Annotated in this window: 13 protein-coding genes; 5 read left to right on the forward strand and 8 right to left on the reverse strand. The window is 44.0% G+C overall.

What is annotated here, in order from left to right:
- Positions 1-192 precede the first annotated feature (192 nt).
- From NI469_RS12280 to NI469_RS12300, 5 genes are all read left to right on the forward strand, one after another.
- Positions 193-678 (forward strand): NUDIX hydrolase, encoded by a 486-nt coding sequence (locus NI469_RS12280; protein WP_180037873.1) that lies wholly within the window; start codon positions 193-195, stop codon positions 676-678.
- 4 nt (positions 679-682) lie between these two features.
- Entirely contained in the window at positions 683-1,822 is a 1,140-nt protein-coding gene (mnmA, locus tag NI469_RS12285; RefSeq protein WP_253175320.1) for a tRNA 2-thiouridine(34) synthase MnmA, read from the forward strand.
- Positions 1,823-1,829: 7 nt separating this feature from the next.
- Positions 1,830-2,561, forward strand: coding sequence for a high frequency lysogenization protein HflD (gene hflD / locus NI469_RS12290; protein ID WP_005107369.1), 732 nt, complete (start codon positions 1,830-1,832; stop codon positions 2,559-2,561).
- A 54-nt stretch (positions 2,562-2,615) separates the two neighbouring features.
- Positions 2,616-4,004 carry an adenylosuccinate lyase gene (gene purB / locus NI469_RS12295; RefSeq protein ID WP_253175321.1) on the forward strand — a complete coding sequence of 463 codons (1,389 nt, stop codon included), beginning with the start codon at positions 2,616-2,618 and terminating at the stop codon, positions 4,002-4,004.
- A gap of 89 nt (positions 4,005-4,093) precedes the next feature.
- A complete protein-coding gene (locus tag NI469_RS12300) occupies positions 4,094-4,735 on the forward strand; it encodes a DUF2238 domain-containing protein (protein WP_253175323.1) in 642 nt (213 codons plus the stop codon).
- A 73-nt stretch (positions 4,736-4,808) separates the two neighbouring features.
- Here NI469_RS12300 and NI469_RS12305 read toward each other — a convergent pair whose 3' ends face one another.
- From NI469_RS12305 to NI469_RS12340, 8 genes are all read right to left on the reverse strand, one after another.
- Entirely contained in the window at positions 4,809-5,048 is a 240-nt protein-coding gene (locus NI469_RS12305; protein WP_253175325.1) for a hypothetical protein, read from the reverse strand.
- Positions 5,049-5,105: 57 nt separating this feature from the next.
- Positions 5,106-5,537, reverse strand: a complete 432-nt coding sequence (locus NI469_RS12310; protein ID WP_004279718.1) for a hypothetical protein — start codon at positions 5,535-5,537, stop codon at positions 5,106-5,108.
- Positions 5,538-5,646: 109 nt separating this feature from the next.
- Positions 5,647-6,609 carry a protease SohB gene (gene sohB, locus NI469_RS12315; protein ID WP_044112889.1) on the reverse strand — a complete coding sequence of 321 codons (963 nt, stop codon included), beginning with the start codon at positions 6,607-6,609 and terminating at the stop codon, positions 5,647-5,649.
- Positions 6,610-6,760: 151 nt separating this feature from the next.
- Complete coding sequence (gene pstB / locus NI469_RS12320) at positions 6,761-7,672, reverse strand: phosphate ABC transporter ATP-binding protein PstB (protein WP_005246810.1); 912 nt, start codon at positions 7,670-7,672, stop codon at positions 6,761-6,763.
- A gap of 13 nt (positions 7,673-7,685) precedes the next feature.
- Positions 7,686-9,077, reverse strand: a complete 1,392-nt coding sequence (gene pstA / locus NI469_RS12325) for a phosphate ABC transporter permease PstA (RefSeq protein WP_253175326.1) — start codon at positions 9,075-9,077, stop codon at positions 7,686-7,688.
- Entirely contained in the window at positions 9,077-10,456 is a 1,380-nt protein-coding gene (gene pstC, locus NI469_RS12330; RefSeq protein ID WP_253175327.1) for a phosphate ABC transporter permease subunit PstC, read from the reverse strand. The genes pstA and pstC overlap by 1 nt, the downstream gene beginning before the upstream one ends.
- Positions 10,457-10,560: 104 nt before the next feature.
- Positions 10,561-11,592, reverse strand: a complete 1,032-nt coding sequence (locus NI469_RS12335) for a substrate-binding domain-containing protein (RefSeq protein WP_004279710.1) — start codon at positions 11,590-11,592, stop codon at positions 10,561-10,563.
- Positions 11,593-12,030: 438 nt separating this feature from the next.
- Positions 12,031-13,563: a pyridoxal phosphate-dependent decarboxylase family protein gene (locus NI469_RS12340; protein ID WP_253175336.1), complete on the reverse strand. Its 1,533-nt coding sequence runs from the start codon at positions 13,561-13,563 to the stop codon at positions 12,031-12,033.

Here is a 13,563-nt window from a genome sequence, read left to right on the forward strand (position 1 = left end):
TGGTTGTGCGGTAGATTTTGTGTGTAGGCTTCTTCATTTGAAAATTATATCGCTGAAAAAGCCTTTACAGATAGGTTTGTGCAACAAAGCCGTTAATCTTTAAAAGAACTCCTTTAAAGAATTCCCCATTCAACATAGCCACACACCCTAAAATTTTATACAATAGTGCATCCTTTTCCATGGTGCTGCTTTATGACCGCTTGGACTGCTCATGTCACTGTCGCAACTATCGTTGAAAAAGACGGAAAATTCTTGTTTGTAGAAGAACATACAGAAGGTGTGACACACACGGTATTTAATCAGCCAGCAGGTCATGTGGAATGCGGTGAAACCATTATCGAAGCCGCAATTCGTGAAACCATGGAAGAGACCGGACATACGGTTGAAGTAACTCATCTTTTAGGGATATATACTTATACCCCACCGATGTTCCCGGATCGTACATATTTTCGTTTCTGCTTTTTAGCCAAATCCATTGACTATGACCCAAATGCCACTTTAGATACAGATATTGTCGGCGCAGTCTGGATGACGCTCGATGAACTGATTGGATCTGCTCGCGCGCGTAGTCCATTGGTGATTAAAGCCGTGCAAGATGCGCTTTCAGGTCAAAAATATCCTTTATCGCTCATTTACGAGCACCAGAATTCTCCCTTACTTTCAAATTTGGATGCCTAATCCTATGCAACAACGTGTCATCGTCGGTATGTCAGGTGGTGTAGATTCATCTGTTTCTGCCGCCCTTTTACTTCAACAAGGTTATCAGGTTGAAGGTCTTTTCATGAAAAACTGGGAAGAAGATGACGGCACAGAATATTGCACGGCGATGGATGACCTTGCCGATGCACAAGCCGTTTGCGACAAAATCGGCATTAAACTGCATACCGCAAACTTTGCCATGGAATATTGGGATCGCGTATTCGAACATTTCCTGGCGGAATATGCAGCTGGCCGTACGCCAAACCCAGACATTTTATGTAATAAAGAAATTAAATTTCGTGCCTTTCTCGATCATGCAGTGAACCTGGGTGCAGATTTTATTGCAACAGGTCATTATTGCCGTCGTGGTGAAACCATGACCAACTCACGTGGTGAAGAATATGCACCTTTATTGCGTGGTGTGGACAATAACAAAGACCAGACTTATTTCCTGCATGCGGTTCATGGTCGTGAAATTAATAAGACCCTGTTCCCTGTTGGTGAAATTGAAAAGCCACAAGTCCGTAAAATTGCAGAAGAATTAGATCTGGTCACGGCCAAGAAAAAAGACTCGACTGGCATCTGTTTTATTGGTGAACGCCGATTTAATGACTTTTTAAAGCAATATTTACCTGCTCAACCCGGAAAAATCGTACTGGAAGACGGTAAAGAGGTTGGTGATCATCACGGCTTAATGTACTATACGCTCGGTCAACGCGGTGGTATTGGTATTGGCGGTATGAAAGGCGTTGCTGAAGGTGCCTGGTTCGTATTGCATAAAGATATCGAAGGCAATCGTCTGGTGGTCGGCCAAGGCCATGAACACCCACTGATGCAAAGCACCATACTTTGGAGTGAGGCGATTGACTGGGTGGCAGGTGAGCAAGATATTCCTGAAACAGGTTTCCGCTGTACAGCCAAAACCCGTTACCGTCAGACTGATCAAGCGTGTACGGTATACCAGGATTCAGAATCACCGAATGGTGTTCGTGTTGAGTTTGATGAACCTCAACGTGCAGTGACCCCGGGTCAAAGCGTGGTGTTCTATTCAGGTGAAGTTTGTTTAGGGGGTGGTGTGATTCATCATACCAATGCACCTAAACCTGATTTTATAAAAGGATGAATTCGGCATGACGGAGTTACCATTTCAACCAGCCACAACGTTGAATACTCGTCAAAATCGTGCTTTGGCATTAGCGGGTGTGTTTCAGGCCACCCAGCTAACCCATATGACAGCATTGACGGGTCAGCAAAGCATTGGTGAAAGTGGTAACTTTTATTTTGAACAGTTGATTAGAGCCAGTCTTAATATCCGTCCCGGCAGCAATCAGAATGCCCAGACACTCGACTTTTTTAATCAACTGGCCGATATTTCCTTAGGTTTAAAAACATTAGAAAGCAGTATCATTCAACCCTTCAATACTTCTCCAAAATCCAGAATTCCAAAACTTTCCAGCACCAAACTTCCCATGAGCTATGCAATGGCACTTCTTCAGTTAGAAAAGAAGGTCTATAGCAACCCCAAATTTGTTGAAATTATTGAACAGTCCCAACAGAAAATTCTCAGACAGCTCTCCTTCTTCGATAATAATTACCTGCACCCCAGCATCATTGCCAATCTCGCTCAAACCTATGTCGATACCGCCGGACAGATTAATCCGCGCATTATGGTACGTGGCAATGCCGAAGCCTTTAAAGATGCCGGACACACCAATCGTATTCGTGCGTCCTTATTTACCGGTTTGCAAATGGCACACCTGTGGCGTCAGCTCGGTGGCAGCTCTTGGGGTATGGTATTTGGCAAACGCAAGTTGCTACAAGATATTCAGAATCTAGCGCGTTTACAGTTTCAGGTGGTTTAACTGATGCTGCACGTGTTTTGTTTTACGTTTAATTCCAAAATCTAAGGAATCGATATGAACGCTTTAACTGCACTTTCTCCATTAGATGGACGTTACGCGAGCAAATGTGATGCTCTACGTCCCTTTCTTTCTGAGTTTGGTTTAATCCATGCTCGTGTGACTGTTGAAGTGCGTTGGTTACAAGCGCTTGCAAACCACCCGGAAATTACTGAAGTACCGGCGTTTTCAGGCGAAACTAATGCAGCGCTTGATGCGATTGTGAGCGATTTTTCTGAAGATGATGCCAATCGCATCAAAGAGATCGAACGCACCACTAACCACGACGTTAAAGCGGTTGAGTATTTCCTGAAAGAAAAAATCGCTGGTATCGAAGAACTTAAAAATGCCGGTGAATTCATTCACTTTGCATGTACGTCTGAAGATATTAACAATCTGTCACATGCCTTGATGCTGAAAAGCGGTCGTGATGTACTAGTTGCATCTATGCAGCAAATCATTGATTCAATCGTTGCGCTTTCTGAAAAGCATGCAGACCAGCCAATGTTGTCTCGTACTCATGGTCAAACTGCAAGCCCGACGACTTTGGGTAAAGAAATGGCAAACGTGGCTTACCGTCTTGCACGTCAAATCAAACAGTTTAAAAATGTTGAGCTACTGGGCAAAATCAATGGTGCAGTCGGTAACTACAATGCGCACTACTCTGCTTACCCAGACATCAACTGGCCTGCGCATTCACGAGCATTTGTAGAGTCTCTGGGTCTAGACTTCAACCCGTACACCACTCAAATCGAGCCACATGACTATATGGCTGAACTGTTTGATGCGCTACGTCGTTTCAACACTATTCTGATCGATTTTAACCGTGACATTTGGGGCTATATCTCTCTTGGTTTCTTCAAGCAAAAACTAAAAGAAGGCGAAGTTGGTTCTTCAACCATGCCACACAAAGTTAACCCAATTGACTTTGAAAACTCTGAAGGTAACTTGGGTATTGCCAATGCTGTACTTGCACACCTTGGCGAAAAACTGCCAATTTCTCGCTGGCAGCGTGACCTGACTGACTCTACTGTGCTTCGCAACATGGGTGTTGGTTTTGCGCAAAGCTTAATTGCTTTTGAAGCTTGCTCTAAAGGTATTGGCAAACTTGAGTTGAACGCTGCGCGTATTAATGAAGATTTGGATAATGCCCAAGAAGTATTGGCTGAGCCTATTCAAACTGTAATGCGTCGTTACAACGTTGAAAAACCGTACGAAAAACTGAAAGCCCTGACTCGTGGTCAAGCCATGACTCGCGAGATGATGGTTGATTTCGTAAATGGTAACGAGTTGGAAGCTGTTCCTACTGCTGACCGTGCGCGTTTAGCGGAAATGACGCCTGCATCATATACAGGTAATGCTGCTGATCAAGCTAAACAAGTAGCTGAGCTGATTGCTAAAATCTAATTTGCAATAAGACGAAAAGGCGAAGCTCAGGCTTCGCCTTTTTATTTATAATGTGTTTTATTCTAAAAAAGATATTTTATAATAACGACATGATTGATCATCGACTTTCCGCCAAACATTACACAAGCCTGAGCATTTTAATTCTGGCGATTTTGCTTGCCAGTATTCGTCCTTTAGAACTGGAAGCTTATCTTTTGCATCAGGCAGGCACAGTTTTCATGACCATCATGCTGCTCATCTGCCTGTATAAAATCGGCCTGAATTTTTTAAGTTTTAATTTATATATTCTTTTTCTGATTGTTCATGTGATTGCTGCACACTATCTATATTCTTATGTGCCTTATAACCAGTGGATTGAACAGATTTTTGGCTTTAATCTGAATGAAGCGATGCACTGGTCACGCAATATGTTCGACCGATTTGTCCATCTGGCCTATGGATTATTACTTTATCCAATTTTCTATCGCCTGTTTCAGGTCTGGTTGCCGCAGCAAAAACCCGTGGTCATTTTCCTGCTGGTGATTCAGTTTGTGATGGCCAGTAGCATGCTCTATGAATGGCTGGAATGGCTGATTGCCATTGGTTTATCTCCTGAGGAAGCTGAAAACTATAATGGACAACAAGGTGATATGTGGGATGCACACAAAGACGTCTTGCTTGCTACGATTGGTGCAGCGGTAACAGGCGGTCTGCAGTTGATACCGAAAAATCAAAAAATCCCACTGAAGTGAGCTTTAAAATTCATTCAAGATCAATTGAATTAAAGTTTTGGATCACGCATTTAATTACATTCATATTTTTCAATTATGAATGTGGGCAATATCGCATCCAATCCTCTTTCATTTTTTGCAGTTCATTATCCGTCAACATCTCACTGTAATAAATGAAATAGATTGCATCAGGATATTGAATCTCATGACGGAACATCATGCCACGCAGTGACACAGATAACTCCTCAGGAAAATCATCCTCTAAATAAAGTTCTTCAAATTCATAATTAAAATAACAATTTTGCGTCGCAAGAAATGCTTCAGCTATAGCCATGTTTCTGCTCTAACAATAAAATATGCTTTATTTTATCTGATTAGTTTCAGTGATGGTTTACATTTCATTCGGTTCAATCCATTGAACAAACTTAGATTCTGACAAATGTGGATATTTGAACTTATCTAGATATTCAAAACAGGCCTTTTGGCCTTGAGGAATTTTATCCAGATGCTTATCGAAAAATAAATGCCGACTATATTGAGCGCCATCAAAGCGAATACTCACACGTTCAAATTCATTACCACCTCGAACTTTATGCATCTGATAAAACTGCACAACACCACATTCCTTCGATGGAATAACAGGTGGATCATTGGGCTTTAGAAAGCTATACAGCAGAAAGATACAAACGCCGGGTAGAAAACTCAGCCAAAACAAAACCTTCTTAGAATTATCCTGAGTTAATTTTGCTTCAGAATAAAGCATACATAACATCGGAATAAATACGATACTAAAAAAACCAAGCAACAAAATAAACGTGAGCATATGAGCCTAGACTCAATCAGAGTACTCCACTTATATCATAACAATATGATTTCAAAAAATAAAAAAGCTCACCGAAGTGAGCTTTAAAATTCATTCAAGATCAACTGAATTAAAGTTTTGGATCACGCATTTGTACCAAGTTTGCATTGGCTTTACTTAAGCTTTCCATGACTTTATTCATGACAGTGGGTACCAGTGAATCAGCAATTTGCGCTGCTTGCAGGCCCAGCTTTTCACCCAAAGTTGGTTTTTTTCGGGTCTGGATGGAATAGATATCATGTTGGGTTAACAAGTTGAGCAGATATTCATCTGAGGTTTGCAGTTTATCCACCAGATTTAGATCTAGCGCATCCCGACCATACCAATGCTCACCAGTGGCCACTTTTTCAATATTCAGCTGTGGGCGATACTTTTCAACGAAATGTTTGAATAAAGCATGGGTTTGCTGTAGTTCTTCTTCAAACTTGGCCTTGCCCTCTTCGGTATTTTCACCAAACATAGTCACGGTACGTTTGTACTGTCCTGCGGTATAGAGTTCAAAGTCGATTTTATTGTCTTTCAGCAGGCGGTTAAAGTTGGGGACTTGAGCAACCACACCAATTGAACCGACAATCGCGAATGGTGCAGAAATAATCTCATTGGCAATACACGCCATCATATAACCGCCACTAGCGGCTACTTTATCGACACAGATGGTCAGATGAAAACCTGCCTCGCGTAAACGTACCAGTTGAGCTGCTGCAAGTCCATAACCATGGACCATGCCGCCCGGACTTTCCAGACGCACTACAACGCGGTCACGACCTGCTTTGGCTGTGGCCAGAATCAGAGTGATTTCTTCACGTAAGCCTTCTACCGCAGAAGCAGCCATATCACCTTTAAAATCGAGCACATAGATTTTTTGATTGGTTTTCTTACGCGCACGCGCTTCTTTTGACAGTTGTTGTGATAACTGTAAAAGTTCCAGTTTAGAGCCAGTAGTTTGCGCTATTTTTTTTCGTTGTTCATTGATACGCGCATTGAGATGACTAATACGGATTTCAGCGGACAGTTTCGGAGTATGAAATAACATAAAAAATCTATTCTCTATTTAATTCGGATTTATTCCTTTAGATTAGGTCAATTTCGGTTTTTTTCAACTTTATTTCGAGAATTATTACGATTATCACCATCTATTTCACCTATAAAAAAAGAGCCTTGCGGCTCTTATTCTAGATATCGGATTAACCGAAACGCCCGGTAATATAGGCTTCAGTCAACTGATGATCTGGCTGGGTAAAGACTTTTTCGGTCGAGTTGACTTCAATCAGATCCCCCAAATGGAAATACGCAGTACGATCCGATACACGTGCTGCCTGTTGCATGGAGTGAGTTACGATCGCGATGGTATATTGCGTAGATAGCTCAGAAATCAGCTCTTCCACTTTGGCGGTTGCAATGGGATCAAGTGCCGAACACGGTTCATCCATCAAAATGACTTCTGGACTGACTGCAATCGTACGCGCGATACACAGACGTTGCTGCTGACCACCTGACAAACCTGTTCCCGGCTGGTTCAAACGATCTTTCACTTCTTCCCACAGACCGGCTTTGCGCAAGCTGCCTTCGACAATTTCTTCAAGATCGTACTTGTCACGCGCCAAACCATGCAGTTTTGGGCCATAGGAGACATTATCGAAGATTGATTTTGGAAATGGGTTCGGCTTCTGGAACACCATACCAACCTGTGCACGTAGCAAGACCACATCAAGATTTGGATCATAAATATCTTGGTTATCCAACATCACTTTACCGGTTACACGGCAGCTATCAATGGTATCGTTCATGCGGTTTAAGGTACGCAGGAAGGTTGATTTACCACAGCCTGATGGCCCAATAAAAGCAATCACTTCATTTTCATAAATGTTCAGGTCAATGCCTTTAATCGCTTCCGCTTCACCATAGTACACATGCACATCAGAGGTACTAAGTTTCACATTCGTCGACTTCGCATCTTTTTTGCTGCTTTGCGTATCGAACTGGGAAACAAACGGAGTTGCTGGCTTTTGAGTCGCCTCATCCGAGGTGAATTGTGTCTGTTGTGGATTCACGATTTGATCCTTTTTTAAGGAATTTTGAATAACAGTTGTGTTCATGATTCTGCCCCTATTACCAACGGACTTCAAATTTCTTACGTAACCAGATGGCCAGACTGTTTAAGCTGATCATCATGGCCAGAAGTACAATAATTGCTGCTGCAGTACGCCCTTCAAAGAAGTTACGCAATTCATTGCCTTGCCATAAGAAAATCTGCACCGGTAAAGCCGTTGACTGATCAAATGGAGTGGCTGGAACGCTGGCAACAAAAGCACTCATCCCGATTAATAACAATGGTGCGGTTTCACCTAAAGCTTGTGCAACCCCGATAATTGCGCCTGTCAAAATACCCGGTAAAGCCAAAGGCAAGACGTGATGAAATACTGTCTGGATACGCGAAGCACCGAGGCCCAAAGCTGCCTGACGAATCGAAGGTGGAACCGCTTTGAGTGATGCACGTGTGGTAATGATTACAGTCGGCAAGGTCATCAGACTCAGCACCAGACCACCCACCAATGGTGCTGACAGTGGCAAATGCATCCAGCCAATAAAGATCGCTGCACCTAATAGACCGAAGACAATCGATGGTACGGCTGCCAGATTATTGATATTGACTTCGACCACATCGGTAATCCAGTTTTTCGGTGCAAACTCTTCCAGATAGATCGCAGAGGCCACCCCGATTGGAATCGAGATAAAGATCACAATCATCATCATGAACAGCGAGCCCATAAAGGCGCCTGCCAAGCCAGAAGTTGCTGGTGAACTGCGCGAATCAGGACTGGTGAAAATATTGGTATTGAAACTATTTTCAATCACACCAGAGGCTTTCATCTCATCCGCCACCTGGCGCACTTCAGGACTGAGCTGCTGCTGTTCATCGGGAAGATCACGGTCAATATTTCCCGCTAGCCAGACATCGACATTGGCATCCGCCAGAATTTTCACTTCCTTGCTTTGACCGACGAGACTCGGATCATTCATGACCATATCGCGTAAACGGTAAGCCTCAGAACTGGTATATAAAGAACCCAGTTCATCACGCTGGCTTTCCAGCCTGCTATCTTTGGCGATCATGCCGTTGATAATCAGCGCATCCCAATCCACCATTCCGACTTCAGTCTGCCACGCGATAAAACGATCTTCAAACTGTGCGGGAGACTCTCCTGCAGCTGGCTTCGGTTTTGGACCAATATCCACAATGGCGGGATCGAAATGAATCGGTAAACTCATGCTGCTTTGCCAGAATGCAGGTAAACCTTTGGACAAAATACTACCGAAGAGCAATACCACAAAAAATAAACCGGCCAATACCGCAGAAAAACCAAACAAACGGAACGCTTTTTCTTTACGGTGGCGTCCTGCTAAAGAGCTTTGAATGGTCTTCTTACGCTTTTCACGCAGCTCGTTAGCGACGGATGGATCAATACGCTGATCCACAGGCGTTGTATTTGAAGTACTCATTAGTCGTATTGCTCACGATATTTACGCACGATGATCAGTGCAACAATGTTCAAACCTAAGGTAATGACGAATAGCGTCAGTCCTAGCGCAAAGGCCACCAGTGCTTGGGGACTAGCAAAGTCAGTATCGCCAGTTAGCTGATTCACGATGGTAATCGTGACTGTGGATACGGCTTCAAGCGGATTGGCATGCAACTGCGGGCTGTTCCCGGCTGCAAGAACCACAATCATAGTCTCGCCAATTGCACGTGATGCAGCCAACAGGAATGCACCGATAATACCCGGTAGAGCTGCGGGTAAAACCACCTGACGGATCGTTTCAGATTTGGTCGCGCCCAAGCCCAAAGAGCCATCACGTAAGGCACGCGGCACCTGAGTGATGATGTCGTCTGACAAAGAAGACACGAACGGGATAATCATGATGCCCATCACCAGACCGGCAGTCAGCGCACTGGTCGCATTAATTTCGAGTCCGACCAGGGCACCCATGCTTTTAAGGAATGGACCGATGATCATCAAGGCAAAGACACCATAGACAATCGTAGGAATACCCGCCAACACTTCAATTGTAGGTTTTGCCCAAGAGCGGAATCGCGGTGAAGCGTATTCTGCCAGATAGATCGCAATCATCAGGCCAACCGGAACTGCAACTAAAAGTGCGATCCCGCTGACCATGAGCGTGCCCCATAACAGTGGCAATAAACCATAACTGCCTTCAGCACTGCCAGAGGTACTAAATCCCGGGTTCCATTGGGTACCAAAGAAGAAATCCAGTGGGCTGACGAAGCTGAAGAAACGCATTGCCTCGCCAAACATCGACATCACAATCCCGAGAGTGGTCAGAATCGCCACACCTGAACACAATGCCAGGCCGATATTAATCATTTTTTCGACTTGGTTACGTGCACGGAATTCCTGGTTAATATGTTTCTTGGCCCAGACCAGACCGGCCAGCGCAGCCGAAATCACGACTGCCAATTTGGCAAAGGTACCAATGGTCGAGAATTTAGCCAACTGTTCTGCTGCTGCAACTTCATAGGCTGCAGGTGTATCACTGACCCCGAAACCTGAGGCAAGTGCCTGAACGCGATCAATCACAACACTCAGACTTGCCGGATCCAGACTGGCCGAAACATTTTCTGGCAAATGGTTGAGTACCACCTGCTCCAGAAAAGTGGGTTCCACCATGTTCCAAACAATCAAAATTAAAAACGCAGGGATACCACACCATAGTGCCACCAAGGCACCATAATATCCGGGACGCGAGTGTAAGTTTGCAGAATTGCTTCCCTTACCTGCTAAGCTACGGCTTTTACTTAATCCGATTTGATAGGCTATGGCCATGATGGCCAATAACACACCTATAAGTAGCAGATTCATGTATTCTCCACTGTTTTTTCAATTTTCATAGTTTGAAAAAACTTGTTTATCGCAAAAAGCCGATGGTAGGTTGACCCTACCACCAGCGTTTTCAAAATCATTTATTACTTCACAACAACCGCTTTACCAGCCTTGAAATTTGCCAGAACTGCCGCGCGTTCTTTATCAGACATTGAAATCAGACCTGCTTTTTCCAGCTTAGAGCCTTTGCCAGATACTTTCTTGTTCAGGAAGTATTCTGTGAACTGCGGTAAGCCTTTGATTGATTTCAAGTGCTCGCCTTTTACGTAGAAGAACAATGGGCGTGATACCGGATAAGCACCATTCAAGATGGTCTTTTCAGAAGGTGCTACATTGTTCACCGTAGCAACACGTAGACGGTCACGGTTCTGATCATAGAAACCTAAGCCAAACACACCCACAGCACTTGGAGAAGTCTTCAAACGTGCCAATGTTTCGGTATAGTCACCGGCAATCTCAACCACACGGCCATCTTTACGGAATGTCGTACAGGCTTTTTTCTTAGCATCTTTGTCTAAAGACTTAATTGCAGCGTACGTTTCACAACCTGCATCCACCATTTTCTCCTGGAAGACTTCGCGCGTACCATGATTCGACGCAGGAATTACCAGGGTGATTGGTTCATTTGGAAGTGCTTTGTCAATTTGGTTCCAACGCGTGTACGGGTTAGCGACCATTTTGCCATTTGATGGAAGTTGTGCAGCAAGTGCAGCGAAGACATGTTGTGGACGCAGTTTATAAGCCGCTTTGTTAGCATTCGATGCAAATACAATACCGTCATAACCAATTTTGATTTCTAGGACTTGGTTAACGCCATTCTTTTTACATTCTGCCAGTTCAGTACTTTTAATTTGACGAGAAGAGTTTGCGATATCAATCGTGTTATCACCCACGCCATTACAGAACTGCTTTAAACCACCTGAAGAACCGCCAGAACCGACAACTGGTGTTTTAAACTGTGGGAAAGTATTGCCGAATTCTTCTGCCACGATACTGGCATATGGAAGTACAGTTGAAGAACCTGCAATTTGGATGGTGTCACGTGCTGCGTGTGCAGTCGTTACAGCAGTTGCCCCGGTTACTGCTAATGCTAAAGCTATATTTGTAAAGCGCATTCTAGTATCTCTCTCATTTATGCAAATTTGGAGTACACCACTTTTTATTCAGTTTTGTACTTCTTTCGATACCTGCATTTTGATTTTAGAATATGACAGATAAGTTACAGCTTTATTACGATTTAGTGATTTTTCATCTAGCGGTTTTTTCTTGATTAAATTTTTATGGATTTCAATGATTAAGTTCTTTTTGTCATTCACTTCAATAAAAAATTTTAGACCAATGACATGTAACAATTTTTACAAACCTGAACTCAGGATAAATCTTGCTCCCCAGTTTTACATAAGCCTATGACAAATAAATAACAGGCTAAATGGGAGTCCGATCTTCCGTGTTTTTGTTTTGAATTTCGATCTGGGAAATGACCTTTTTTTTGTTTTTAACCCTACAAAAAAAAGGAGATCATTTCGATCTCCTTTTTTTCACACCACCATCACTTATGCAATGGGTGGCGTATAAGTACCGTCAGCGATTGAATCTTTGATACGATCCGCTTCTGCAAGCACTAATGCCAGCAAGTTCTTCACGTTATCAAGCGTTGCAACCGGGCTTAAAGTCGTCATTTTCAGAGACTGAACCTGACCCACTTTCGTCACACCAATGTTCGCTTCACCACGTGCAAACAGTTCGTCTGCTACGTTTTGGTTGAGCGTATCCAGCAATTCAACCGGATAGCCCGCTGGAACCACACGGAACAAGACAGACGCGAATTGAGGCTCAAGCAGAAGTTCGAGACCGTCAGTCGCTTTAATGTAGTCTGCCACATCACGCGTTAAGCCAACCCCATGATCGATCATTGAACCATAAAGCTCTTCGCCCAATGCTTCTACCGTCATCCACAATTTCAATGCATCAAAACGACGCGTGGTTTGTAGCGACTTCGACACCAGGTTAGGAACACCATGCTCTTCATCATAAGCAGAGTTTAGGTACTCAGCTTCATAATGCATGAAACGGTAGTTCGCTTCATCTTTGAGCAGGAACGCACCACAAGAAATGGTCTGGAAATAATGCTTATGGAAATCAAGCGTGATCGAATCCGACAGCTCAATCCCGTCCAGCATAGAACGATAGTCATTGGATAGAATCAGTGCACCACCCCATGCCGCATCGATGTGCATCCACGCGCCATATTTATTGGTGATTTCACGAATTGCTTTCAATGGATCAATCGCACCAGCATCCGTTGTACCCGCTGTTGCCACCACACATGCCACGATCTTGCCTTCAGACTGAAGATGCGCCATGGTTTTTTCCAGTGCATCTACGTCCATCTGTGCATTTTCATTCACAGGAACAGTGACCACTGACTGGAAGCCCATGCCCATCATCGCCATGTTCTTTTGCACAGAGAAATGTGCATTTTCAGAACAGATGACTTTGACATTACGCATCGCATCCGCAGGAATACCATCGCGCTGAACCGACCACGGATTACCATTTTCGTCTTTCCAGTTTTTCGCGATGCAAGCATCACGCGCAAGCAATACGCCCATCAAGTTAGACTGCGTACCACCAGAAGTGAACACACCGGCCTGACCCGCACCATAGCCGACTTTTTGACGTAACCAGTCAATCAGCTGAACTTCCATCAACGAACCGGCCGGGCTTTGATCCCATGAGTCCATTGACTGGTTGGTTGCATTAATCAGCACTTCCGCGATCTGGCTAGTCACCATCGTTGGACAGTGAAGATGCGCAAGTGAATGCGGATGATGCACTTTTAAGCTCTTGTTAAGGAATAGCTCAACCATACGCTCAAGAGATTTTTCTACACCCAAACCTTCTTTTGAAGGATGAAATGCAATTGCACTGCGCAGCTCTTTAATACTGCCGCCCGTGTACATTTTGTCGTTTTGCAACCATGCCGCAACCGCTTTGGTCGCTTGGTCCATGCCAGCCTGATAGTCAGCAATGGATGCAGCATCATTGCAGAGTAACGCTTTACGATGTTCTGCGAAATCTACCAT

Origin of the sequence: Acinetobacter lwoffii (assembly GCF_024129735.1) — a bacterium.
In the GTDB taxonomy this organism is placed as follows: Bacteria; Pseudomonadota; Gammaproteobacteria; order Pseudomonadales; family Moraxellaceae; genus Acinetobacter; species Acinetobacter lwoffii_H.

Excerpts from the sequence above, each read along its gene's own strand:
- NI469_RS12280 (WP_180037873.1), top strand. The coding sequence starts at position 193 with ATGACCGCTTGGACTGCTCATGTCACTGTCGCAACTATCGTTGAAAAA.
- NI469_RS12340 (WP_253175336.1), bottom strand. The coding sequence starts at position 13,563 with ATGGTAGATTTCGCAGAACATCGTAAAGCGTTACTCTGCAATGATGCT.
- purB (WP_253175321.1), top strand. The coding sequence starts at position 2,616 with ATGAACGCTTTAACTGCACTTTCTCCATTAGATGGACGTTACGCGAGC.
- NI469_RS12305 (WP_253175325.1), bottom strand. The coding sequence starts at position 5,048 with ATGGCTATAGCTGAAGCATTTCTTGCGACGCAAAATTGTTATTTTAAT.
- pstB (WP_005246810.1), bottom strand. The coding sequence starts at position 7,672 with ATGAACACAACTGTTATTCAAAATTCCTTAAAAAAGGATCAAATCGTG.
- hflD (WP_005107369.1), top strand. The coding sequence starts at position 1,830 with ATGACGGAGTTACCATTTCAACCAGCCACAACGTTGAATACTCGTCAA.
- pstA (WP_253175326.1), bottom strand. The coding sequence starts at position 9,077 with ATGAGTACTTCAAATACAACGCCTGTGGATCAGCGTATTGATCCATCC.
- NI469_RS12335 (WP_004279710.1), bottom strand. The coding sequence starts at position 11,592 with ATGCGCTTTACAAATATAGCTTTAGCATTAGCAGTAACCGGGGCAACT.
- pstC (WP_253175327.1), bottom strand. The coding sequence starts at position 10,456 with ATGAATCTGCTACTTATAGGTGTGTTATTGGCCATCATGGCCATAGCC.
- NI469_RS12310 (WP_004279718.1), bottom strand. The coding sequence starts at position 5,537 with ATGCTCACGTTTATTTTGTTGCTTGGTTTTTTTAGTATCGTATTTATT.
- mnmA (WP_253175320.1), top strand. The coding sequence starts at position 683 with ATGCAACAACGTGTCATCGTCGGTATGTCAGGTGGTGTAGATTCATCT.
- sohB (WP_044112889.1), bottom strand. The coding sequence starts at position 6,609 with ATGTTATTTCATACTCCGAAACTGTCCGCTGAAATCCGTATTAGTCAT.
- NI469_RS12300 (WP_253175323.1), top strand. The coding sequence starts at position 4,094 with ATGATTGATCATCGACTTTCCGCCAAACATTACACAAGCCTGAGCATT.